This is a genomic window from Aeribacillus sp. SP014 (assembly GCF_054055575.1).
In genome coordinates, this window is the sequence record NZ_JBSRXI010000001.1 from 36,126 (window position 1) to 58,131 (window position 22,006).

At 38.1% G+C, this 22,006-nt stretch carries 21 protein-coding genes and 2 pseudogenes; 14 read left to right on the plus strand and 9 right to left on the minus strand.

Annotation, left to right across the window (positions count from 1 at the left end):
* Positions 1-148 precede the first annotated feature (148 nt).
* Both ACVIJU_RS00225 and ACVIJU_RS00230 read left to right on the plus strand, forming a co-directional pair.
* Positions 149-1,585 (plus strand): ABC transporter permease, encoded by a 1,437-nt coding sequence (locus tag ACVIJU_RS00225; protein WP_456687138.1) that lies wholly within the window; start codon positions 149-151, stop codon positions 1,583-1,585.
* Positions 1,586-1,602: 17 nt separating this feature from the next.
* The gene (locus ACVIJU_RS00230) at positions 1,603-2,274 is read left to right on the plus strand and encodes an ABC transporter ATP-binding protein (RefSeq protein WP_456687139.1); all 672 of its coding nucleotides are present in this window, start codon (positions 1,603-1,605) and stop codon (positions 2,272-2,274) included.
* A 149-nt stretch (positions 2,275-2,423) separates the two neighbouring features.
* On the opposite strand, the gene ACVIJU_RS00235 is transcribed toward ACVIJU_RS00230, so the two are convergent.
* Positions 2,424-3,623 (minus strand): CynX/NimT family MFS transporter, encoded by a 1,200-nt coding sequence (locus tag ACVIJU_RS00235; RefSeq protein WP_117017393.1) that lies wholly within the window; start codon positions 3,621-3,623, stop codon positions 2,424-2,426.
* A 162-nt stretch (positions 3,624-3,785) separates the two neighbouring features.
* On the opposite strand from ACVIJU_RS00235, the gene ACVIJU_RS00240 reads away from it, so the two are divergent.
* The 3 genes from ACVIJU_RS00240 to ACVIJU_RS00250 all read left to right on the plus strand — a co-directional run bounded on the left by ACVIJU_RS00240 (position 3,786) and on the right by ACVIJU_RS00250 (position 7,222).
* Entirely contained in the window at positions 3,786-4,430 is a 645-nt protein-coding gene (locus ACVIJU_RS00240) for an SDR family oxidoreductase (RefSeq protein WP_063388744.1), read from the plus strand.
* A 24-nt stretch (positions 4,431-4,454) separates the two neighbouring features.
* Positions 4,455-5,453 (plus strand): LLM class flavin-dependent oxidoreductase, encoded by a 999-nt coding sequence (locus ACVIJU_RS00245; RefSeq protein WP_117017392.1) that lies wholly within the window; start codon positions 4,455-4,457, stop codon positions 5,451-5,453.
* A 281-nt stretch (positions 5,454-5,734) separates the two neighbouring features.
* Entirely contained in the window at positions 5,735-7,222 is a 1,488-nt protein-coding gene (locus ACVIJU_RS00250) for a peptide MFS transporter (protein ID WP_327847759.1), read from the plus strand.
* Positions 7,223-7,342: 120 nt separating this feature from the next.
* Here ACVIJU_RS00250 and ACVIJU_RS00255 read toward each other — a convergent pair whose 3' ends face one another.
* From ACVIJU_RS00255 to ACVIJU_RS00265, 3 genes are all read right to left on the minus strand, one after another.
* Positions 7,343-7,867 carry a type 1 glutamine amidotransferase domain-containing protein gene (locus ACVIJU_RS00255; RefSeq protein WP_063388741.1) on the minus strand — a complete coding sequence of 175 codons (525 nt, stop codon included), beginning with the start codon at positions 7,865-7,867 and terminating at the stop codon, positions 7,343-7,345.
* A gap of 574 nt (positions 7,868-8,441) precedes the next feature.
* A complete protein-coding gene (locus ACVIJU_RS00260) occupies positions 8,442-9,302 on the minus strand; it encodes a fructosamine kinase family protein (protein WP_327864019.1) in 861 nt (286 codons plus the stop codon).
* A gap of 94 nt (positions 9,303-9,396) precedes the next feature.
* Positions 9,397-9,600: a hypothetical protein gene (locus ACVIJU_RS00265; RefSeq protein ID WP_063388739.1), complete on the minus strand. Its 204-nt coding sequence runs from the start codon at positions 9,598-9,600 to the stop codon at positions 9,397-9,399.
* 221 nt (positions 9,601-9,821) lie between these two features.
* Here ACVIJU_RS00265 and ACVIJU_RS00270 point away from each other — a divergent pair, with 221 nt between their 5' ends.
* Positions 9,822-10,001, plus strand: coding sequence for an SE1832 family protein (locus ACVIJU_RS00270; protein WP_063388738.1), 180 nt, complete (start codon positions 9,822-9,824; stop codon positions 9,999-10,001).
* Between the two features lie 686 nt (positions 10,002-10,687).
* On the opposite strand, the pseudogene ACVIJU_RS00275 reads toward ACVIJU_RS00270, so the two are convergent.
* Positions 10,688-10,945, minus strand: a pseudogene (locus ACVIJU_RS00275) (transposase); the annotation flags it as partial.
* A gap of 318 nt (positions 10,946-11,263) precedes the next feature.
* On the opposite strand from ACVIJU_RS00275, the pseudogene ACVIJU_RS00280 reads away from it, so the two are divergent.
* The 7 genes and pseudogenes from ACVIJU_RS00280 to ACVIJU_RS00310 all read left to right on the plus strand — a co-directional run.
* Positions 11,264-11,462: pseudogene (locus tag ACVIJU_RS00280) on the plus strand (IS256 family transposase); the annotation flags it as partial.
* A gap of 349 nt (positions 11,463-11,811) precedes the next feature.
* Positions 11,812-12,540, plus strand: a complete 729-nt coding sequence (locus ACVIJU_RS00285) for an amino acid ABC transporter ATP-binding protein (RefSeq protein WP_066247113.1) — start codon at positions 11,812-11,814, stop codon at positions 12,538-12,540.
* A gap of 21 nt (positions 12,541-12,561) precedes the next feature.
* Entirely contained in the window at positions 12,562-13,428 is an 867-nt protein-coding gene (locus tag ACVIJU_RS00290) for a glutamate ABC transporter substrate-binding protein (protein WP_066247116.1), read from the plus strand.
* A 63-nt stretch (positions 13,429-13,491) separates the two neighbouring features.
* Positions 13,492-14,145: an amino acid ABC transporter permease gene (locus ACVIJU_RS00295; RefSeq protein WP_066247119.1), complete on the plus strand. Its 654-nt coding sequence runs from the start codon at positions 13,492-13,494 to the stop codon at positions 14,143-14,145.
* Between the two features lie 122 nt (positions 14,146-14,267).
* Complete coding sequence (locus ACVIJU_RS00300) at positions 14,268-14,918, plus strand: amino acid ABC transporter permease (protein WP_327847761.1); 651 nt, start codon at positions 14,268-14,270, stop codon at positions 14,916-14,918.
* 61 nt (positions 14,919-14,979) lie between these two features.
* Positions 14,980-16,245: an ATP-binding protein gene (locus tag ACVIJU_RS00305; RefSeq protein ID WP_327847762.1), complete on the plus strand. Its 1,266-nt coding sequence runs from the start codon at positions 14,980-14,982 to the stop codon at positions 16,243-16,245.
* 32 nt (positions 16,246-16,277) lie between these two features.
* The gene (locus tag ACVIJU_RS00310) at positions 16,278-17,213 is read left to right on the plus strand and encodes a response regulator (RefSeq protein ID WP_066247125.1); all 936 of its coding nucleotides are present in this window, start codon (positions 16,278-16,280) and stop codon (positions 17,211-17,213) included.
* A gap of 182 nt (positions 17,214-17,395) precedes the next feature.
* Here the strand turns inward: ACVIJU_RS00310 and ACVIJU_RS00315 are convergent, their stop codons facing one another.
* From ACVIJU_RS00315 to ACVIJU_RS00330, 4 genes are all read right to left on the minus strand, one after another.
* The gene (locus tag ACVIJU_RS00315) at positions 17,396-17,767 is read right to left on the minus strand and encodes a hypothetical protein (protein ID WP_327847763.1); all 372 of its coding nucleotides are present in this window, start codon (positions 17,765-17,767) and stop codon (positions 17,396-17,398) included.
* Between the two features lie 161 nt (positions 17,768-17,928).
* A complete protein-coding gene (locus ACVIJU_RS00320; protein WP_066247129.1) occupies positions 17,929-18,879 on the minus strand; it encodes a hydroxymethylglutaryl-CoA lyase in 951 nt (316 codons plus the stop codon).
* A complete protein-coding gene (locus ACVIJU_RS00325) occupies positions 18,880-20,088 on the minus strand; it encodes a CaiB/BaiF CoA transferase family protein (protein ID WP_066247132.1) in 1,209 nt (402 codons plus the stop codon).
* A gap of 19 nt (positions 20,089-20,107) precedes the next feature.
* On the minus strand, positions 20,108-20,824 hold the full coding sequence (locus ACVIJU_RS00330) for a FadR/GntR family transcriptional regulator (RefSeq protein WP_327863778.1): 717 nt from the start codon (positions 20,822-20,824) through the stop codon (positions 20,108-20,110).
* A 318-nt stretch (positions 20,825-21,142) separates the two neighbouring features.
* Between ACVIJU_RS00330 and ACVIJU_RS00335 the strand changes: the two genes are divergently transcribed.
* Complete coding sequence (locus tag ACVIJU_RS00335; protein ID WP_340854572.1) at positions 21,143-21,910, plus strand: inositol monophosphatase family protein; 768 nt, start codon at positions 21,143-21,145, stop codon at positions 21,908-21,910.
* Positions 21,911-22,006: the final 96 nt, after the last annotated feature.

Consider the following 22,006-nt stretch of genomic DNA (forward strand, 5'->3'; position numbering starts at 1 on the left):
TATTTTCAAGATAAACGAGTAAAGAAAGGGAAGCAACTACTTCAACTTCTCTTTTAAAAAATTAAACTTTCGAACATAGATTTTTCATAAATTGTTCATATGTTTCCAATATGCTTATCGTTGACAATCACGAAGGAGGTAAGATTAGATGAATTTTTTTAAAAGGTCGTTGTTAAGCGTATGGGCTAGAAAAGGAAAGAGCCTTTTACAACTGTTTATTTTCACCATCATTTGCTTACTTGTCCTTTCCGGTCTGGCGATCGAAAGTGCAGCAAAGAAAGCCAGTGATTTAGCGAAGGAAAAGCTGGGAGGAGAAGTGAGCTTGCAGATGGATATGGAAAAAATGCGGAATCAGCAGCAATCGGAAGGTGAACGGACGAGGTTTCAGCTTGAACCCATTCCGGTAAAATCGGCAGAAGAATTACCTACATACTCAGAAGTAAAAGGTTATAACTTATATTCGTCGACAAACGGAATTGCTGAAGACTTTGATCCAATTGAAAATGAAGACACAAGTGATTCGGATGAGGAAACAGAAAACAGAGGTCCCTTTGGGGAAAATGGAAATCCAATGTTTCAATCTGATGTCAGTCTGCAAGGCGTCGTTTTTACTGATGCTGTCGAAGAATTTATGAACGGAGATTCTACATTGGTAGAAGGTGAACATATAACTGATCAATCATTAGGAAAAAATGTTGTGGTCATCGAAAAAACATTGGCGGATGAAAACGACTTAACTGTCGGTGATACGATTACGGTAAAAGGTGCCAATGAAGAGGAAAAAACGATTGAATTAAAAATCATTGGCATTTATGAGACAACCACAAACGAACAAGATCAAGGAATGAATTTTTCTTTTATGAACCCTTACAACAAATTGTACGTTCCATATACTGTCGTGAACACACTGAAAGGTGAAGACTATGAAAATACCATTGACCGCGCTGTTTATTACATGAAAGATCCTGCAGAAATAGACTCGTTTATTCAAAAAGCGAAGAAAAATTCGAGCATAGACTTCGATACATTCAAGCTTGATGCAAATGATCAGCTATACAATCAAATGGTCGGACCAATCAACAATGTCGCGTCATTTTCAAAAAATGTCGTTTACTTAGTGACGATTTCAGGGGCTGTCATTCTTGGACTGATCGTCATGCTGTCAATCCGCGAACGGAAATACGAGATGGGTGTTCTTCTTTCTCTTGGGGAGAAAAGATGGAAGCTCATCGGTCAATTTGTCACAGAAATATTGATTGTAGCCGTTCTCGCCATCGGAATTTCAAGCGCTTGCGGAAATGTGGTGGCCGGCAAGATCAGCGATCAATTATTAGCGCAGGAGCTGGCCCAGCAAGAGCAGATGAATACACCTCCATCCTTTCGACCAGGTATGGGAGGCAGTGTAGGAATGAGAGGGCAAGCAGCTAACGTGGAAACAATTGATGACTTAGAAATCGCAATAACACCGAAAGATTTAGGCATGCTGTCGTCTATCGGAATGTTAATTGCCGTTTTATCATCATTTATTCCATCGCTGTCCGTTTTGCGGCTGCATCCGAAGGTGATTTTAACTAAACAAGACTAAGAAAAGAAGGGGATCAAATGAGTGCATTGTTGAAATTTCAAGATGTTAGCTATTGGTATAGCAGAGATCAAAAAAAAGTAGAAATCTTAAAAAAGATCAATATTGATTTTGAAAAAGGTACATTTTACACAATTACTGGTCCAAGCGGTGCGGGAAAATCCACATTTTTAGCTCTTGCCGGTGCTCTTGATTCTCCAAAAGAAGGGGCTATTTTATACGAGGGCAAGGATTTTAAAAAAATCGGCTATTCCAAATTTCGCAATCAATACGTCTCAATCGTCTTTCAATCATACAACCTGCTTCCTTATATGACAGCATTGCAAAACGTCGTTGCGGCAATGGAAATAACGAAATCCTCTAAAAAGCCATATAAACAATTTGCACTAAAAACATTAGAACAAATGGGGATTTCGCAGGACCAAGCAAAGCAAAAAGTACTGACACTAAGCGGAGGACAACAGCAAAGAGTTTCCATTGCCCGCGCTCTTTGCTGCGAATCGCAGTTAATTGTCGCGGATGAACCAACAGGAAACTTGGATGAGCAAACATCTAAAGAAATCGTCCGCATTTTTCAAGATTTAGCACATCAAGAGGGAAAATGCGTCATCATGGTGACGCACGATTTAACAATTGCATCCATCGCCGATGTGAACATTCATTTATCAAATGGAACCTTCCAAATACAATAAAAAGCTTGGGGTTGTCCAAAAAGTCAATTCCATTGAAAACAAACAATCATAAACACCGATATTTCAACGTTCCTAAAACATTAAAAGGGGCAGTCAATAAGCCGAAAAAACGACTTTGAACTGCCCCGGCTTTTTATTTAGTTTCTTTTTTACACATACTTATTTCGTCCGGCATTCAATCCAGCAATGATCATCAAAACACAGACAGCAATAAACAATAAAATGGGCACCACCCACGAATGAGTTTTGTCATACAAAACGCCAATTAAAATGGGCCCAAAAGCAGCAAGCAAATAACCAATTGATTGCGCCATTCCCGATAAAGCGGAAGCTTGCTCGGAGCTTCTTGTTCTTAAACCAAATAGCGCTAATACGAGCCCAATGCTTGCCCCTTGTCCAATACCGATTAAAATAATCCAAAAGACAATCAGTAAAAGAGGCCCGCCATACAATAATCCAACGAGACCTGCTAAATAAATAGCTCCTAAAACCGCTACAATTCGCCTTTGATCTGCATATTTGTCCGACAGTGCCGGAGCGACAAATGTTGCCGGCAAGCCAGCAATTTGCACAAGAAACAGCATCCAACCAGCTGTTGAAGCACTTAATCCGTCCGCCTGCAAAATTTCAGGAAGCCATGCAACCATACTATAAAATAAGAACGATTGAAGACCCATAAAAAATGTGACTTGCCATGCCAGCGGCGACCGGAGCAAAAAACCATTTGAAATATGTTCAATTGGCGGTTTCGCGGATCTCTGTTTTCCACTAATTAGTGGAAACCATAAACATATCGCCACAATTGCTAAAATTGCCCAAAATAATAAGGCATTTCTCCATCCAAATTTTAATCCTTCCGACAACGGAATTGCTAAACCGGAAGCGATCCCTGCAAGCATACCCATAGCTGTTGAATAAACGCTTGTCATCAGTCCGATTTTATCCGGGAACCGTTCTTTTACAATACCCGGAAGAAGCACATTTCCAATGGCAATGCCTACTCCAATCAATACAGTTCCTAAAAGCAGACCGATCATCGCTCCGAATGTTCGAATAATCATTCCTGCAAGAAGCACGACTAACCCGGTAAAAATCGCCTTTTCATTTCCGTATCGGCTTGCAAATTTCGGAGCTAATGGCGAAAGAACCGCAAAAACGATTAACGGGATAGTCGTTAGTAAACCCGCAACCCCGTTGGAGATTCCGAGATCTTCACGAATATAACCGATGAGCGGTCCGACCGAAGTAATAGCAGGACGCAAATTAAAAGCAGCAAAGATGATTCCAACTATCAAGAGCATTTTTTTACTAGAAATTTCTTTTTCTGCCCTTACCGTATAGCGTTCCATACTCACCCCTCCTTTACCCCCTTGAACATCTTAAAAGTCAATTATTAATATACTAATCCCCATCGATGGGAAAATCAACCACATACCATGTATGATCATTTGAGAAAACAGTCAGCTTCTGGAATAATGTTAATAAACGATGTTTGAAAGGAGAGTCCGTTTATGGAAATTGTTGTAGTTGGCGCCAATGGAAAAATCGGAAAAATTCTTGTTCAGTTATTAAAAGAAAGCAACGAGCACACAGTGAAAGCAATGATCCGCAACGAAAACCAAAAAGAATATTTTGACTCGATCGGAGTCAAGACGGTTTTAGCTGATTTGGAAGGCACAGTCGATCAGATTGCCGAGGCGATCAAAGGTGCGGAAGGGATCGTCTTTACCGCAGGTTCAGGCGGACATACAGGTGCAGATAAAACTCTTTTAGTAGATCTAGACGGTGCCGTAAAAACAATTGAAGCAGCAGAAAAGACAGGCGTTCAACGGTTTATAATGGTCAGCGCTCTGCAAGCCCATAATAGACAAAATTGGAACGAAAAGATTAAACATTATTATGTTGCCAAGCATTATGCCGACCGTTTCCTTGTCCAAAGCCGTTTAAACTATACAATTGTCCGGCCGGGGGCGCTATTGGATGAGAAAGGAACCGGAGAAATAAAAATTGCCGAAAATCTTGAAAGAGCCGCCATTCCAAGAGAAGATGTGGCTTCGGTTATTTTTGCATCAATAACGGAGAAAAACACTTTTCGTCGCTCATTTGACCTAGTCTCAGGAAACACCCCGATTCGCGAAGCATTAAAAAATTTTTAATATACGAAGAAAGGTTGGCGAATAATGCAGGTTAGCATTTTAGACCAAGCACCGATTTTGAACAACTCAACAGCAAAAGAGGCGTTGGAGCAATCCATTCAACTGGCCGTAATGGCGGAAAAACTAGGCTATACCCGCTACTGGATTGCGGAGCATCACAATCTTTCCGGACTTGCCTGCTCCGCTCCAGAAATTATGCTCCCAGTTATAGGGGCAAAAACAAAATCGATTCGCATCGGGTCAGGCGCAACGCTTCTCCCCCACTATAAGCCGTATAAAGTTGCGGAAATGTTTAATATGCTGGCAACATTATTTCCTAACCGCATTGATCTTGGGATCGGGCGGGCCCCCGGAGGAGACGCTCAATCAAGCATTGCGTTATCCGGCAATTATCTCGAAAATGTAAAAAACATGCCGAAAACCGTTCAAGAGCTGCTTCATTTTTTATATAATGACTATCCAAAAAATGAATTATTTTCGAGCATCTCAGCCTCTCCTTTGCCAAATATTCCTCCTGAACCTTGGATCCTTGGCACAAGCATAAAGAGCGCCTTTTTAGCAGCTGAAAACGGCATTTCCTATGCATTTGGCCAATTTATGAGCAATGAAGACGGGCGGCAAATTATTCAAACATATAAAAATCAGTTCCAGAAAAAAAGAAAACAGCAGCCAAAGACAATTGTCACAGTCTCGGCAATATGCGCTGAAACTAACGAAAAAGCGGAGCAAATTGCCTTCAGCAGCTTTTTATGGAATCTTCAGCATCATAAAGGAAAAACACTTGATTTTCCATTAAAAGAAGAAGCAAAGCAGCAATTGCTGAATTCAGATGAGTTTCAACAGTTTCAAAAGAATATGATCATTGGCGATCCAAAATTTGTCGTTCACCGTTTATATGAATTAAAAAATTGGTATGAAGCAGATGAAATGATGATCATAACAATAACTGGAAGCTATGAAGAACGCACAAAATCGTATCAATTGATAGCAGAGGAAATAAATAGAAAGAAATCTTATCGTTAATATAATCAATATGACCATGGATAAAATCGGTTTAACCTATATGGGAACCGATTTTTTCTTTTTCCAATCCCCCATTTCATATTGTATCCTCCCCTTTTTTTAAAAATTCCCTAACTTACAACTGTTTCAAATATTATATATATATAATTTTATGCATTTAACAGTTGACGTTTTAATTATATTAAAATATTATTTAAAGAGCGGTAGGACGGTTATTTTTTTATTTTCGGACAATTCAAAACATCTTAAAAATTATATAAAAATAATGGAGGTTTATTTTTATGATAACAAAGGAGCAGATTGTCCAAAGCCTTCCGCAAAAAGGTTTTTTTGGACATCCAAAAGGATTATTTACGCTGTTTTTTACGGAGTTTTGGGAACGTTTTTCCTATTACGGAATGAGAGCAATACTTCTTTATTATATGTATTATGAAGTTTCTAAAGGCGGTTTGGGAATAGATGAAGCTACCGCTGCATCGATTATGGCGATCTACGGTTCTCTCGTGTATATGTCGGGAACGATTGGAGGATGGATTGCAGACCGCCTGTTAGGGACAAGCAAAACTGTTTTTTACGGCGGAATTTTAATCATGCTCGGCCATATCGTCTTATCCTTCCCTGGAAATATTGAAGCTTTATTCATTTCCATGACGCTGATTGTTCTTGGTACTGGACTTTTAAAGCCGAATGTATCAAGTGTTGTCGGCGATCTTTATGCAGATAACGATGCCCGCCGCGATTCAGGGTTTAGTATTTTTTACATGGGTATTAATTTAGGTGGATTTTTAGCTCCCATTATTGTTGGAACTTTAGGACAAGGATATAATTTCCATCTTGGCTTTGCTCTTGCTGCTATTGGTATGTTTTTCGGGCTTTTGACATTTGTCCTGACAAAAAAGAAAAACCTTGGTCTCGCCGGAACACAGGTGCCTAACCCGTTACAACCGGAAGAACGAAAAAAAGTATTCACTATTTTCGGCATCGGCGCTTTAGTAATTATCGCCTTTTTAGCTGTCACCATCCCTGCAGGACTTTTGACTATAAATAGCTTTACTATGATTGTCAGCATCCTCGGAATTGTAATACCTGCATGTTATTTTATATTTATGTACCGGAGTCCTAAAACAACAGAAGTGGAGCGTTCGCGTGTAATTGCTTACATTCCGCTCTTTATTGCCGCAGTAGTTTTTTGGGCTATTCAAGAACAAGGGGCTATTATTTTGGCCACTTATGCAGATAAGCGCACCCAATTATCCTATGCAGGACTTGAACTGCACTCATCATGGTTTCAATCATTGAACCCTTTATTTATCATCTTTTTGGCGCCGGTTTTTGCATGGTTTTGGGTGAAGCTTGGAAAGCGTCAGCCATCAACACCGAGCAAGTTTGCATTCGGACTTATTTTTGGCGGTCTATCATTTCTAGTTATGATCATTCCTGCTTATGTAAACGGTACTGAGTCATTAGTTAGCCCTTTATGGCTCGTACTTAGCTTCTTCCTTGTTGTAATCGGAGAGCTGTGCTTGTCCCCAGTAGGACTTTCAGCAACTACAAAGCTTGCTCCAGCGGCTTTTTCAGCGCAAACAATGAGCCTATGGTTTTTAACTAGTGCAGCCGCTCAAGCCATTAATGCCCAGCTTGTAAAATACTACACAGTTGAAACAGAAATTGTTTATTTTGGCATTATCGGCATGATTTCAATTATTCTTGGCCTTATTTTATTCTTCATGGCACCTATGATTAAACGTTTGATGAAAGATGTTCTATAATAAAGTTTTGCTGCATGTAAAAACCTGCCTGTTTATGTTTTGAACAGGCAGGTTTTTTGCCATATATGAAGTTTGTTTTTGCCAAAATCACTCAGCAAAAAAGTTTGAATTTCTCTCCGCTTACTTTGATACTTTATCCAAAAGCTTCAATGATTCTCTATTAAATGCTTCTAAGTCAGCAGGTGTACGGCTTGTAACCAATTGGTTTTGGCACACGACAACTTCTTCGTCATGATAGTTGGCGCCTGCATACTCCATATCTACGCGAATTGATTTATAGCCAGTTGCATCCCGACCTTCCAATGCTTTTGCCGAAATTAGCAGCTGAGGTCCATGACAAATAGCAAATACCGGTTTTTTCGCATCCATCATAGCTTTTACAAAAGAAACAAAACGGTCATCCGCACGCAAAATGTCCGGCGAGAAACCTCCCGGCAAAAGAAGTGCATCAAAATCGTCCGGTTTTACATCATCAATCGAGTAGTCAATTCTAACTTCCGCTTCACCTTTTTTTCCTTTAACTTTTTTGCCAGCTTCTTTTTCAATTGTGACCACTTCATGACCTGCTGATTGAAATGCTTCTGCAGGACTTGTGAACTCACTGTCTTCGAACAAGTCTGTAATAAGAGTAGCTACTTTTGCCATGTGATCAACTCCTTTATTTTAGATTATCATAAAAAATTTTGTGGAAACATTTATTTGCTTCATATATTATTATCAATTACCTATATTACTAATCAAACGTTTGTTTAACAATAAATATGATTGCCAAAATCAGCAGTCTCGCAATGCGGCTGCCTTCATCCGCGTTTAGAGGCGGAATTTTTCGGATAAATCGAATCAACCGAGACAAAATGGACCAAGCAAGCTATTAAGCCTGTTCCATTTGTCTTCAATATAGAAATGCTGTCAGCTTCAAGTCCTTGCATTTTGATGCTGAGTTCAGTATTCCAACCTCTTTCAGCTAATAAACCGAATGCGCCGGGCAGCGAAGCTTTGACATTACAGTTGAATTAGAAAATGAAAACGTTCGTTTATAAATTTATTTGAGAAGAGCGGGCTTTTAAATAAGAATTTCGGGGAGGGACGACAACTATCCTTTTCTTTCTGGAAGAAAACATTTGATCGTTTGCACAATTAGGGAGCTGCAAGCTCTTTAAAACGAAGGGAAACAGTTGTCTAAACCGAAAAAACTAACGGTTCTCAGTCCTCATCTTTTTTAAACATACATTCTTAATATGCGGTCTACTGCTCCACCATATGATTCCCCAAACAAATTCAGATGGACAAGCAAATAATAAAGCTGGTACAAAGGCTTGATTTCCTCATATCTTTCGGAAAGAGGGTAATATTCTTCATATGAGCGGTAAAAATCTTGGGAAAAGCCGCCAAATAATTCGGTAAAGGCAATTTCAAAATGGCGATCTCCATACATTACGGACGGATCAATTAAAAATGGTTCCCCATTCGGTCCAACTATCCAATTCCCTCCCCATAAATCGCCGTGTAAAAGAGAAGCCTCCACGTTTGCTGGAATCCATTCATGCAAGCGATTAAGGAGAGTTTCCAATCTTTTTCCACGTTCACCACGTATATAATTTTTCTTGATTCCTATTTCCATTTGTCCGCTTAAACGGTAGTCCCGATAGTATTCAAGCCAAGATGACATAAGGCGGTTTCTTTGAGGCAGCGTTCCAATATATGTATTTTTCGAATATCCGTGATATACAAAATGGCTTTTGTGTAAAGCTGCCAGCTTTTGGCCTAACAGCTTTTCTGTATTATCATCTTTTTTACCGTTCACCCATTCCATGATCAAAAATCCCTCGTTGGAATTCTCGGAGTAAGCAAACACCTTCGGTACGCGCACGGTGTTAGTATCCCTAATCAGTTGAAGCCCTTCCGCTTCCAGACGGAAAAAATCTTCGGGAGCTTCTAAATTGTACTTTAAAAAATACGTTTGGTTTTCTGTCTGTACAAAATAGCTTTCGTTAATATCACCTCCGCTTACTTTCCGAATGTTTTCGATTACTCCAAAATCTCCAGCAGCCCTTAATGCTTCCGCTATAATTTTTTTCATCCTGCCTCCTCTTTTTCTTTTTTGTACTTATCTTTTCATAAATCATATATCTTTTGCAACGAAATCAACAAAGCAGCCTTTATTAATTGAAAAGTTATTTTTCTTTAGATTTCATTGTTCCAACAATAAAATATTCAAGAGCTTTTACATCTTCTATTAATTTTCTCCGTAATTGTTGATATGTTTCAAAAGATTGGTAGTCTAAATGATGATTTTCTTCAAACATTGTGCACAAATCGTTAAAGTTTTTGTAGATTCGGTCAAAATTTTTTTCCATCAGCACCAAAACATTTTTCATTCTCCTTTTCCTACTCCTTTTCCAAAAACCCCTTAAAAGAGACGGCGCAAAAATTCTCCTTATTTTATTTCGGAAAAAATAATTATATTTTCGACTCTTTCATAAATAATAGTTACTTCTCATACATTTTTAGTTGGAATCACTCATATCGTGTAAGGTGTCATTCCGACATTCATGATAAAATGGTAAAAAGGAAATCAGATGCATTGGAGTGAATATTGATGACAAAACAAGAAATTGAACAAAGAATCGCCGAATTAAAATCTGACTATATCCGCATTCAAGGGGACATCGAAAAGCTTGAATCAGTCGGAGGAAATATAGAAAAAGCGGAACAGCAGCTTACGGAAATTGAAAACGAGTTGGCCAATCTTAGAACGGCGCTGAACAAGCAGCGTTAACACCAAGATCAAATTCCGCTGTCCGTTTCCTTTCATAATCATTTTCATTGATCCATTGGATGGGAAAAAAGAAGGTTCTGTGTGGTTTTATCCCCTCCAGGTGGAAAGTAAAAAAAGTGTTCTTAGGAGTCTGCCGGAGAGGGGATTTTTTATGGTGAAAAATCAAACATGTAACTCATATTCAGAAGATCTGAAGCTTGAATCGTTCGTTTGAAATGAAAGGAGGCTCCCTTATCGGCAACTTCATGAACATTTTGGAATTAAGCGGCATACGCAAAATTTAAGAAATGTCAAAATGTAGAGGCTTTTTGATGCGTTTTTACGATCGGCGGGAAGTATGAAAACACATGCAATTTAAAAGTTTAGAAGAAGAAAGCACAAGTCGATTTGCTTAAAAAGCGCCGTCCAAATCTATACGGGAAGAAGTGGCCCTAAAAGCCGATCGGTTTCATATTATTGATAAAGCATTTATGTTTGTTGCGATCATTTTTTAGGATTTCGTAAATGATTTCAATTTTTCTAAATCACAATGATGATGATAAATCAAAAAAAATTAGAACTGATTGCTGGATGAGATCAAATCGAACAGGTGGACACATCCCAATATGTAACGAAATCCATATGCTTTCATTTCCAGATCCTTTTTTATTTCTAATTTACACGGCTAAGAGTATGACAGACAACGTAACGACACAACGCTGTACGTCGCCTTTCGGATAAAGCGCTCCTCCAGTCCTGGCAATCATCGAATACGCTTAAAGCACTTCTTGACACCTCTTGTGTAAAGGTTTTACAGAATTTTGTCCACCTACGAAAAAATCCAAAATTTTGCGATATCCTTTTTCGTTTACTCCTAACACTACATAAATGACTTTTTTTCAACCGTCGTAGTCCAAATATAAAACAGCATAACGCTTGGATAGTGGACGGTTGCGCCATTTTTGATGTCTTCTCTTTCTGGTCATACAACTGATCGTCAGGAGAATAGGGACTTTCATCCACATGCTAATTTCCCGTGTCTTGATGATCGCTTCCTAAATCGAGCCCGTATAATGTTTATAAAAGGGAAATTCGCGTTTGAAATTCCGAGTTTCGTTCTTAGCACCAAAAGGGCATCAGTCTAATCGATCTCCGGGTAAAGAAAACGCATGGAAGTCGTTTCGGCAGTTTGCATCGGAATAATTGAGTAAATTTTAAAAGAGAAGCCCGATCTTGAGTCTCGCCTTCATGAACCTAAGCAGTAATCGAAGTGTGATGTAAACGATACCATCCAACGAGCGATCAAGGAGATTCGGAAACGTCTAAAGCCGATGAACAGTTTAAGCAGTTAAGAATCCGCTGAAAAAGCAGTATATTTGACCTTTCAAACTTTTAGCGAGAAATAGGCAGAACGAAAAGTTGCGAAGATTTGCAGAAGCGCAGGAAGCCCTCCAGCGAAAATTCGAAGAACGTAACAATTAATCATATATGGCAGATTAATTGCGTTTACTGCTTATTGATGCCTCTTTTTTATGGTTTAAAAACGTTAATATTTTTAGAATTTGACTCCCTAGACAGTCTCCTGCAAAGGAAATCGGTTCCCTATCAATTCCAAATTCATTCAGAAATATTGTATCTACCCCGCATACATAAAATTTTTTAACAGTATACCCATTTATACCATTCTCTACTTTTGTAAAAAAATATGACAAGGTTTTTTATTTGGTTTTTGTAATTTTTTGTAGATTTTCGTAGATTTAATTTAACATTAATTTAGAATTTGTTAAATATTTTAAAAATTATTTACATATCGAAAGGAGGGGGTTGATTAATGATCATTTTCCATGAAGTAAATAAACATTACGGAAAATTCCATGTTCTGCAAAATATCAATCTGCATATTAAACAAGGGGAAGTTGTCGTCATTATCGGTCCTTCAGGATCCGGGAAAAGTACACTCGTTCGTTGTATTAACAGGCTTGAAACAATTTCTAGTGGAGAATTAATAGTAGATAATGTAAAAGTTCATGACAAAAAAACAGATATAAATAAATTACGCCGCAACATCGGGATGGTATTTCAACATTTTCATCTTTATCCTCACAAAACCGTCCTACAAAACATTACGCTGGCTCCTATAAAAGTGTTAGGAATTGCAAAAGAAGAGGCTGAAAGAACTGCAATGTACTATTTAGAAAAAGTAGGAATACCTGATAAGGCAAATTCCTATCCATCCTCTCTATCCGGAGGACAACAACAGCGTGTTGCAATTGCCCGTGGTCTTGCAATGAAACCAAAAATCATGTTGTTTGATGAACCAACTTCTGCACTGGATCCAGAAACAATCGGAGAAGTGTTAGACGTCATGAAAAAGCTGGCGAAAGAAGGGATGACCATGGTGGTTGTAACACACGAAATGGGTTTTGCCCGAGAAGTTGCAGACCGAATTGTGTTTATTGATCAAGGGAAAATATTGGAGGTTTCAACACCTGAAGAATTTTTCTCCAATCCAAAAGAAGAAAGAGCAAAAAATTTCCTAAACAGAATATTAAATCATTAAATATGAAGGGGGATGTTATATATGAGCTTTCGATCATTCTGTAAGAAAATACTTTCCATCTCTTTAATTTCTATTTTATGTATATCTATTTTGTCAGCCTGCGGTGGAAAAACTACTACTAATACTACTGCAGAACAAGAAAAAACAGAAAATTCTTCCGACAATCAAAATACGTTAGAAAAAATAAAAGAAAGGGACAAATTGATTGTCGGCGTAAAATATGATTTAAATCTTTTCGGACTTAAGGATCCTAAAACCGGAAAGGTGGAAGGGTTTGATATCGATATTGCTAAAGGTTTAGCTAAAAAAATATTAGGAGATGAAAATAAAATCGAACTGAAAGAAGTAACTTCTAAAACCCGAATTCCTCTTTTAAACAATGGCGATATCGACTGTATCATTGCCACAATGACTATATCGGAAGAGCGCAAAAAAGAAGTAGATTTTTCAGATGTTTATTTTATGGCCGGACAATCTTTACTTGTGAAGAAAGACAGCAAAATCAACGGTATTTCTGACGTCAAAAAAGGTGTAACCGTTTTAACGGCAAAAGGATCTACTTCCGCTCAAAATATTCGTGAAAAAGCACCAGAAGCAACTGTATTAGAATTTGAAAATTATGCTGAAGCCTTTACTGCTTTAAAAGCTGGTCAAGGAGATGCTTTGACAACAGATAATGCTTTATTACTAGGAATGGCAAAGCAAGATCCTAATTTCCGAGTCGTTGATGAAACATTTACAGAAGAACCTTATGGAATTGCTGTCCGCAAAGGTGATACAGAATTTGTAAATACAATTAATGAATATTTAAAAGAAATTAAAGAAAACGGCGAATATGACAAAATTTATGAGAAATGGATCGGAGACGTACCAAAAAATGAAAAATAATTTGATAAACAGATGAGCGGTTTTTCACCCTCATCTGTTTCTTCCTGAAAGGAGTGATTATATTTGTTGAATTTTTCCATACTCATTGATCATTGGGATATGTATATAGAAGGCTTTTTTAATACAATAAAAGCTAGTGTATTCGCTATGATTGCAAGCTTAGTTGTAGGAACAATTATCGCTATTTTCCGTATAGCTCCCTTTCGACCACTCAATTGGCTTGGCACGATGTACGTGGAATTTATCCGAAACATCCCGTTGATGTTAATAGTATTTGTATTCTTTTTCGCTCCTTCCGCTTTGGGGTTACGCATTAATTCTTTTTTGGCAGGAACACTAGGTCTTACAACTTATACAGCCGCATTTATCGCCGAGTCGATACGTGCAGGTATTCAAGCAGTACCGAAAGGTCAAATGGAAGCTGCCCGTTCGTCCGGTTTAACATACGTACAAACGATGTGGTATATTATTTTGCCACAAGCAATTAAAATTGTTATCCCTCCATTAGGAAATCAATTTCTTAATCTTGTGAAAAACTCGTCTGTACTCGGTGTAATTGCTGGCTTAGATCTCATGTATTTCGGTGATTTAATATCTTCTGAAACATTCGTAACATTTGATGTATATATTTTTGTTGCTATGTTTTACTTGCTGTTAACTATTCCTTTAAGCTTAAGTGTCAGTTTTCTTGAACGCAGACTAGCAAAAAATAGATAAAGAGGATAGCCCTCTACCATGTAAATATATTGAATAAATTTAATTTGTATCCACTAACATGAGGTTAAGAATCTATAGGTGTTAAAGAATTGGGAGAATTTATAGAGGGAGGGGAAAACAAAATGGATTTTATTGGTGCTTATTCACCCAGTCATATCATATTTCTCTTGAAAGGATTTTCTGTCACCCTACTTGTTGCTTTTATATCCATTTCCCTTAGTTTTATATTCGGCATCATGATTGGTGTATTGCGTTACACAAAAGTTCCGATCATTAGTCACCTACTAGCCGTTTGGGTGGAAACGATTCGAAACTTACCGTTATTATTAATTATTTTCTTTACGTTTTTTGCTCTTCCAGAAATAGGGTTAAAATTAGATAAAATGGCCGCTGCCATTTTAGCATTAGTAGTTTTTGAATCTACTATGTTGTCAGAAATTGTTCGAGGTGGATTAAATTCCATTGAAAAAGGTCAAATAGAAGCTGCTCGTTCTTCTGGATTAAATTATTTGCAAACTTTATGGTATATTATACTGCCGCAAGCTTTACGCCGGATGGTTCCGCCAATTGTCAGTCAATTCATTTCACTACTAAAGGATACTTCTTTTGCTGTCGTGATCTCTTTACCAGAATTAATGAATCATGCACAAATCATTAATGGTAAAAATATCAACTATGTCATTCCGATCTTTATTTTAGTTGCTCTCATGTATTTTACTGTAAATTATTTATTATCATTAGTTTCAAGACGGTTGGAAAACAAATATATCTAAATAGACGTTTCGTAGGTTTCTGGCCATAATGGTATTATAATTGTCTATGAGGGAGAATGCGATGAATAACCGCCTTTGGACACTTGTTGTCCTTGTTTTCACTACTGCACTTCTGGGAGAAATGAAAATCAATCCTTTTGATAATTTTTTTCGATTTTCATTAGGAAGTGCAATTTTCTTCTTTGGATTACTATCTTTTCGATCTGCTCCTATCCTTGTAACTGGATTTAGTACTGGCATTTTTGTTTTGCTGTTTCGGATGATGATCGATCTTATATTAGGGCGAGTCTTTTGGATCGACAGTTTCTTTATCCATTTACCCGCTGCCTTTTACTATTTTAATTTTACTTTACTCGTTTATGTTACAAAAATTCAAAAATATTTAAAAACTCCCATTCGTGTAGGAATCATTGGAGCATGCATTGATTTTTCATCTAATATGGTGGAATTATCTTTTCGCATACTAATACAAGAACAATTTACCCTCACGTTAGAAACTATTTGGATGCTACTTTTATTTGGGATTTTAAGAAGTTTTTGCGCAGTAGGGCTTTACAATATTTTGAATTTTTCTCAATTAAAAGCCATAAGCGAAGCGCGACAACATGAACTCGAACGTCTCGTTATGATCAATACAAGCCTTTATGAAGAAACATTTTTTTTGCGGAAATCAATGAGCCATCTAGAAGATATAACTAGAAAAAGCTATCAACTATATATGCGTTTAATGGAATTAGAAAATAAAGAGGCAAGTACAGCCCTTTATATTGCTGAACATGTTCATGAAGTGAAAAAAGATTCACAAAAGATTTTGGCAGGATTATCTAAACTAATGAGTCAAGAGCAACTAAACCTTCATATTTCCATTACAGATATTTGCGATTTAGTTATTAAAACAAATCAAAAATATGCAGAAGCTTTAGAAAAGCCAATTCAATTCCAAAAAAAATGTGATATTGACTCATGTACTAACCATGTATATGCTCTTCTATCTGTATTAAACAACCTTGTTTCAAACGCAGTCGAAGCAATACATCATTCAGGTTGGGTTGAACTGCGTGTAGTGGAAGATAATCATAACATAAAATTTTTCGTAACCGACACCGGTATTGGTATATCCGAGGAAGATCAAGACTGGATTTTTGAACCCGGATTTACAACAAAATTTGACAAAAACGGGAATCCATCAACAGGAATCGGTTTGACACACGCCCAAAAAATTGTACAAAATTTAAATGGTTCAATACAATTATCAAATGAAAAAGGACCACCTACTCAATTTATAGTAACGATACCAAAAGATCAGCTGTTTAAAACGCTTACATAGGTATTCCATAATAAAGAAAGGGGGGGAACATGATGTACCTTCGCTTCTTCCTAATTGAAGACGATCCTGTTGTTAGAAGAATGTTGGAAAAAATAATAACAGACAGCGGGCTTGGAAAAGTTATCGGGCAAGCAGATGATGGGATTAATGTTTCAATCGATCAACTCAAAAATGTGGATGTTATTCTAATTGATCTATTGATGCCTCGACTAGACGGCATTCAAACAATGAAAAAATTGAGAAGCGAAGGATTCACCGGTCCCTTTATTATGATTTCTCAAGTTGAAAATAAAGAAATGGTCGGTGAAGCATACTTGCAGGGTGTCGACACATACATTCAAAAACCTATTAACAAATACGAAGTCGTTTCCGTTTTAAAACGAGTTGCCAACCATCTTGCCTTATCTTCTTCACTTATATCTATTCGCAATTTATTAGAAGTAATGGATGATAAAGATAAAGATCAGCAAACATTTTTAAAAGCTTCTACATATTCTGCAAAGCATTCGATTGAGGAAAAAGCTTGCCATCTCCTTCTCACTTTAGGCATTGCTGGCGAGACGGGAACTTCTGACATATTAGCAGTGATAAAATGGCTAGAGGCTCGAGAACAGAATGGAAAAAATATACACGACCTTCCTCAATTAAAAGACTTATACAAACAAATTTTGCTGCAATCTGGCAATCATTTTGATGAAGAATCTCTACAAAAGGAATTGCGTGCCATGGAACAGCGTATTCGCCGAATAGTTTTACAAACATTCACCAATTTAGCTTCAATTGGATTAACTGATTATACAAACCCTAATTTCGAACATTACGCCCCCCGTTTATTTGATTTTGAAGAAATCCGCCAACGAATGGAGGAACTAAAAAATGGAGAAAAGACAACAAAATGCCGATTGAGCATAAAAAAATTTATAACTGCACTTTATTTGGAGACAAAAGAAGAAATGAATTTCCACTAGTTTCTTACATATATAGTAAAAATTATTTTTCATCAGCATCTCTTGTCCACCTCCACCGATGAATTGGAATCTATTCCCGGCAATCTGTTGACACATGTTATATCTTAATCCTTTCTTTTATAAGGGAAATGATCCGCCGAATATAAAGTTGCAAGAAAGCAATGATCATCATACTATGTCTACTACACAATAAAAAACTTAACCACCGCACGAATGATATGATACCCTTTATAGTTGACCGAAAAAAGAAAGCTCATGGAAGGGATTTTTATGTGGAAAGCCTTCGATAACATATAATATAACAATCGGTTAAGTCCAAATTTTTTTGTAAATTTCCCTCTTTGATAGAAACATGGATCTGATGGCTTGACGTGGCAGGTAAATCCGGCAAGTCTTCCTGTCGGTCGTCTTCCCGAACAAATGATCATGTTGTCAAGGAACGTTGCGGCAGGGATCTTGCCCAGAATTCCACGTTCTCCTTGATACAGCGAATGAGTCATCGCCAGAGTTTTCGAATTCACCATTCGAGTTTCTTGCTCTTTCGTTTTCAACAACCGTCTTTAGCTCCTGTCACTTTTCTGCCCTGCTATGACTCTTTATTCAATGCCTAACAGATTGGGTTTACGCATTTCAACTGGCTCTTTTTTTTTTGACGGCAAAAAATTGATCGATCTTATTAGATCGATCTAAAAATATGTTTTCCATACCAATCATTTTACTTTTCTAATTTTTCCTGAGCAGTTGGTTTTGGACTCAATTTCGAACAAGGTCCTGCCTGAAGCATGTAGCTTCCTCCATCATGACCGAGCATGTTTCTTACATCTTTTGCAACGTCAATTATGCGATCTAAATGAATTCCAGTCTCAATCCCCATCTCTTCTAGTGAATGAACTAAATCCTCTGTTGCAATGTTACCCGTTGCTCCTGGTGCATATGGGCATCCGCCGAGACCTGCGACAGAACTGTCAAAATGGATGACACCTTGCTGCAAAGCGGCAACCACATTCGCCAACGCCATTCCGCGCGTATTATGGAAGTGCATGGAGAAAGTCATGTGAGGAAATTCCTTTTTTAATACGCCAAGATATTGATAGACTTGTTTTGGATTGGCCATTCCAGTCGTGTCAGCAAGCGAAACTTCAGTTATCCCCATTTTCTTATATCGATCTACAATTGTTACTATTTTTTCTAAAGGCACTTTTCCTTCGTACGGACATCCAAATGCAACGGAAATTGATCCTCCTACTTCAACATTATGTTTTTGCGCCAAATCGACAATAGGTTCAAATCCTCTTTGCGCTTCTTCCACAAGGCAGTTTGCATTTGATAAACTATGCGAATCTGTTGCCGAGAGCATAAGCTTCAATTTCTTTATTCCAGCCGCAATTGCTCTTTGGGCCCCTTTTACATTTGGCACTAAAGCACGAAATTTAATATGCGTTAAATCTTCTATCCCTTTCACAACTTCCTCGGCGTCTTTCAACTGCGGAATTGCTTTCGGATGAACGAACGATGTCACTTCTATCGATTGAACTCCTGTGTTCGCAAGCGCACGGATAATTTTTATTTTTTGTTCAGTCGGAATCCATTGATCCTCTGATTGAAACCCGTCGCGCGGCGCAACTTCACAAATGATGACCCTTGCAGGAAACATGGCATCACTCATTTAAATGACTCCTTTCTCTTTTAACTCGGCAAGCTCCTGTTTTGATAACCCTAATTTTCCGCCTAATATTTCTTCATTATGCTCTCCAAGCTCAGGAGCGCGGTAACGAATGGTTCCAGGAGTTTTTGAAAAATTAGGAACGACGCCCGGCACTTTTACTTTTCCAAGCCGAGGATGCTCAACTTCTACTATGTTTTTCCTAGCTTGATAATGTTCATTTTCAAAAATATCTTTAATACTTAAAATCGGACTGACAGGCACACCGTACAAATCCAATTTTTCCTGCAGCTCCTTCAGCGTAAACTGGCGTATCCAGTCAGAGACAATCTTTTGTACTTCATCGTCATGTTTTAAACGTTGTGAATTTGTATAATAACGTTCATCCTCAAGCATATCTGTTCGTTCCATTGCTTCTGCAAGCCGATTAAATGTTGAATCAGTACTGCAAACAAGAACAACATATTTTCCATCCTTCGTTTCATATGTTCCTGCTGGACTTGAATGTCCGGCCAACCCGGGTGTTCTTTCTCTTACTATACCGTTTTGGTCATATTCAGCTACTAAAAATTCGAGCATTCGGAAAATCGATTCATATAATCCCATTTCGACTACTTGCCCTTCTGGATCATCAGTTTTATCACGGTAATATAATGCACTGACCGCAGCAAATGCAGTATATACACCAGTGATATAATCAAGCAATGAATAAGATGGGCTGACAGGCGGTCTGTCCGGATACCCTTGGATATAAGTATGGCCGCTGAAAGCGGTGCACGGAGTTCCGAACCCGGCTTTTTCGCGATACGGTCCTGTTTGACCGTAGCCGGAGATTCGAACCATAATCAATTTAGGATTTGCTTTTTTCAATTCTTCATACCCTAGCCCCCACTTTTCAAGAGTACCGGGGCGAAAGTTTTCAATTAAAATATCCGTATTTTTTATAAGTTTTTTTAAAATTTCTTTTCCTTCTTCTTTCCGTATATCTAAAGTAACTGATTTTTTGTTGCGAGCAAGCCCTGGCCATCTGAGCGGCTCATTCCCCTTCCAAGGGCCTACAGTCCGCAAAGTATCACCTTTATTGGGCAATTCAATTTTCGTCACTTCGGCGCCAAGGTCAGCTAACAGCGTTGCCCCAAAAGGAGCAGCGATCATAGTCGATATATCCAAAATATTTACTCCTGTTAACGGACCATATTTTCCTTTTTCCATCGTATCCCCCTCCAAAACATTAATTTTTCTCTGGCAGCATGCCTAATACATTGCTTCGCAAATTGCTTAAATGGACTTTCATCGCTTCCGATGCGTTTGCTTTATCTTTTTGTTTCACGGCTTCCAAAATCGCTTCATGTTCAAAAAAAGATTCAGAATAACGTGCTTGCGACTGCAACGTTTGCTTTCGCACTTGGCGGTATAAATTCAAATTCGTATCCATAAATGAGATGAACACAAAATTATGTGTCGCTTGGGCGAGAGATAAATGAAAGTTGCTGTCTGCATCTATTTCCTCTTCCGGATTTTTTAACTTTTCTTCCATTAATTTCAATGCTTTTTCCATCTTTTCTATATCTTCTTTCGTTGCCCTTTCGCATGCTATTTCAGCAATTTTTGGCTCCAATGCTTCCCGGGCCTCCAAAAATTGAATCACTGTTGTTTTTTCGAGTATATCAATAGGGTTGATCTGATATTTCAGAATCAAGCTTTGATCGACTTTTTGAACGAACCGTCCGCCGCCTGGTTTTGAAATAATGATTCCTTCCGATTCTAAAACTCTGCATGCTTCCCGCAAAGAAGTCCTGCTGCACCCGAGAATTTTCGCCAATTCACGCTCCGGAGGCAGGCGGTCATTTGGTTTTAGTTTTCCTTCTTCTATCAGCTGCTTAATTTGATCAACAATTTTTTCGTAAACTCTCGTATTGGTGAGTTCATTAAATATATTGGATTTCATAAACATGTTCCTTTCATTTTTTTAGGACTGTTGGGCAGTCCAATTTTATTAAAATTATAATATTCTGTCATTAAATCGTCAAGCTGCTGCACCATCGAACATGTAAAACACCGGAAGATATGAAGAGAAAAGCGTTCAATGCAAGATGTAAGATGATTTTTCTTATCCAGGGCATTTCATTTCTCATGTGGAAACCTTTCATTACACTTCTAAAGCAAGCGTGTGTTAACATTCCATCTATTCCTAAATTTCTTGAAATATATTATGATTAATTAATAGCAATCAATCATTGATTTATTTTTCCGAAGGAGGAACGCAATGTATAAGCAATATTTGCCTTTTGCGATAAAGTTAGCTAAAGAGGCCGGTGAATTGATTCGGCCGTATGCAGGAAAAGCTGGGCAGCAAACATTAAAGTCAGCAAAAGATTTTGTGACTGAAATGGATTTGAAAGCTGAAAAGCTGATCATTGATCGCATTCAGGAGACATATCCTGATCACCGCATATTCAGTGAGGAAGCCGGCAGCATTGGGGGAAAGGATGAATTTGAATGGGTGATTGACCCTATTGACGGGACCATCAACTACAGTTTCGGCGTTCCGCTTTACGGAGTTTCCATCGCCCTAACCTATCAAAATGATCCAGTCGTCTCTGCTATATCATTGCCTGCTTTTGGGGAAACGTATTGGGCAGCAAAGGGAGAAGGAGCCTATTTAAATGGAAATGCTATAAACATTCGAAATGCCAGCCTGGCGGAAGCTTTTATTTCCATTGGCGATTTTGCAAAGGACGCCAATAAACAAACGAATAAAGAGCGCATTTCATTGCTTGAAAACATTGTAAACGACGTTTACCGAGTCAGAATGATCGGAACAGCTGCTGTCACTTTAGCCTACATTGCTTGCGGCAAACTTGATATCGCAGTCTACTATAAGCCTAATTTTTATGATATTGCTGCTGGACAGCTGCTTGTGTGCGAAGCGGGCGGAGCTATACAAACGATCGGAAATTATACTGTCATTGCTGACCAAAATATAATAGACGAGATAGCACCTTTACTGCCTGTTCAGCACACAACGGCATAAAAGCAGTCCGCAAGTCTAGACTGCTTTTATGCTTTTCTGCTGCCATATAGTACAACGACATTTCCGTTTTCCTGATGCTGAGCCCGTTCGTGAAAT

Excerpts from the sequence above, each read along its gene's own strand:
- ACVIJU_RS00225 (WP_456687138.1), top strand. The coding sequence starts at position 149 with ATGAATTTTTTTAAAAGGTCGTTGTTAAGCGTATGGGCTAGAAAAGGA.
- ACVIJU_RS00230 (WP_456687139.1), top strand. The coding sequence starts at position 1,603 with ATGAGTGCATTGTTGAAATTTCAAGATGTTAGCTATTGGTATAGCAGA.
- ACVIJU_RS00235 (WP_117017393.1), bottom strand. The coding sequence starts at position 3,623 with ATGGAACGCTATACGGTAAGGGCAGAAAAAGAAATTTCTAGTAAAAAA.
- ACVIJU_RS00240 (WP_063388744.1), top strand. The coding sequence starts at position 3,786 with ATGGAAATTGTTGTAGTTGGCGCCAATGGAAAAATCGGAAAAATTCTT.
- ACVIJU_RS00245 (WP_117017392.1), top strand. The coding sequence starts at position 4,455 with ATGCAGGTTAGCATTTTAGACCAAGCACCGATTTTGAACAACTCAACA.
- ACVIJU_RS00250 (WP_327847759.1), top strand. The coding sequence starts at position 5,735 with ATGATAACAAAGGAGCAGATTGTCCAAAGCCTTCCGCAAAAAGGTTTT.
- ACVIJU_RS00255 (WP_063388741.1), bottom strand. The coding sequence starts at position 7,867 with ATGGCAAAAGTAGCTACTCTTATTACAGACTTGTTCGAAGACAGTGAG.
- ACVIJU_RS00260 (WP_327864019.1), bottom strand. The coding sequence starts at position 9,302 with ATGAAAAAAATTATAGCGGAAGCATTAAGGGCTGCTGGAGATTTTGGA.
- ACVIJU_RS00265 (WP_063388739.1), bottom strand. The coding sequence starts at position 9,600 with ATGAAAAATGTTTTGGTGCTGATGGAAAAAAATTTTGACCGAATCTAC.
- ACVIJU_RS00270 (WP_063388738.1), top strand. The coding sequence starts at position 9,822 with ATGACAAAACAAGAAATTGAACAAAGAATCGCCGAATTAAAATCTGAC.
- ACVIJU_RS00285 (WP_066247113.1), top strand. The coding sequence starts at position 11,812 with ATGATCATTTTCCATGAAGTAAATAAACATTACGGAAAATTCCATGTT.
- ACVIJU_RS00290 (WP_066247116.1), top strand. The coding sequence starts at position 12,562 with ATGAGCTTTCGATCATTCTGTAAGAAAATACTTTCCATCTCTTTAATT.
- ACVIJU_RS00300 (WP_327847761.1), top strand. The coding sequence starts at position 14,268 with ATGGATTTTATTGGTGCTTATTCACCCAGTCATATCATATTTCTCTTG.
- ACVIJU_RS00305 (WP_327847762.1), top strand. The coding sequence starts at position 14,980 with ATGAATAACCGCCTTTGGACACTTGTTGTCCTTGTTTTCACTACTGCA.
- ACVIJU_RS00310 (WP_066247125.1), top strand. The coding sequence starts at position 16,278 with ATGTACCTTCGCTTCTTCCTAATTGAAGACGATCCTGTTGTTAGAAGA.
- ACVIJU_RS00320 (WP_066247129.1), bottom strand. The coding sequence starts at position 18,879 with ATGAGTGATGCCATGTTTCCTGCAAGGGTCATCATTTGTGAAGTTGCG.
- ACVIJU_RS00325 (WP_066247132.1), bottom strand. The coding sequence starts at position 20,088 with ATGGAAAAAGGAAAATATGGTCCGTTAACAGGAGTAAATATTTTGGAT.
- ACVIJU_RS00330 (WP_327863778.1), bottom strand. The coding sequence starts at position 20,824 with ATGAAATCCAATATATTTAATGAACTCACCAATACGAGAGTTTACGAA.
- ACVIJU_RS00335 (WP_340854572.1), top strand. The coding sequence starts at position 21,143 with ATGTATAAGCAATATTTGCCTTTTGCGATAAAGTTAGCTAAAGAGGCC.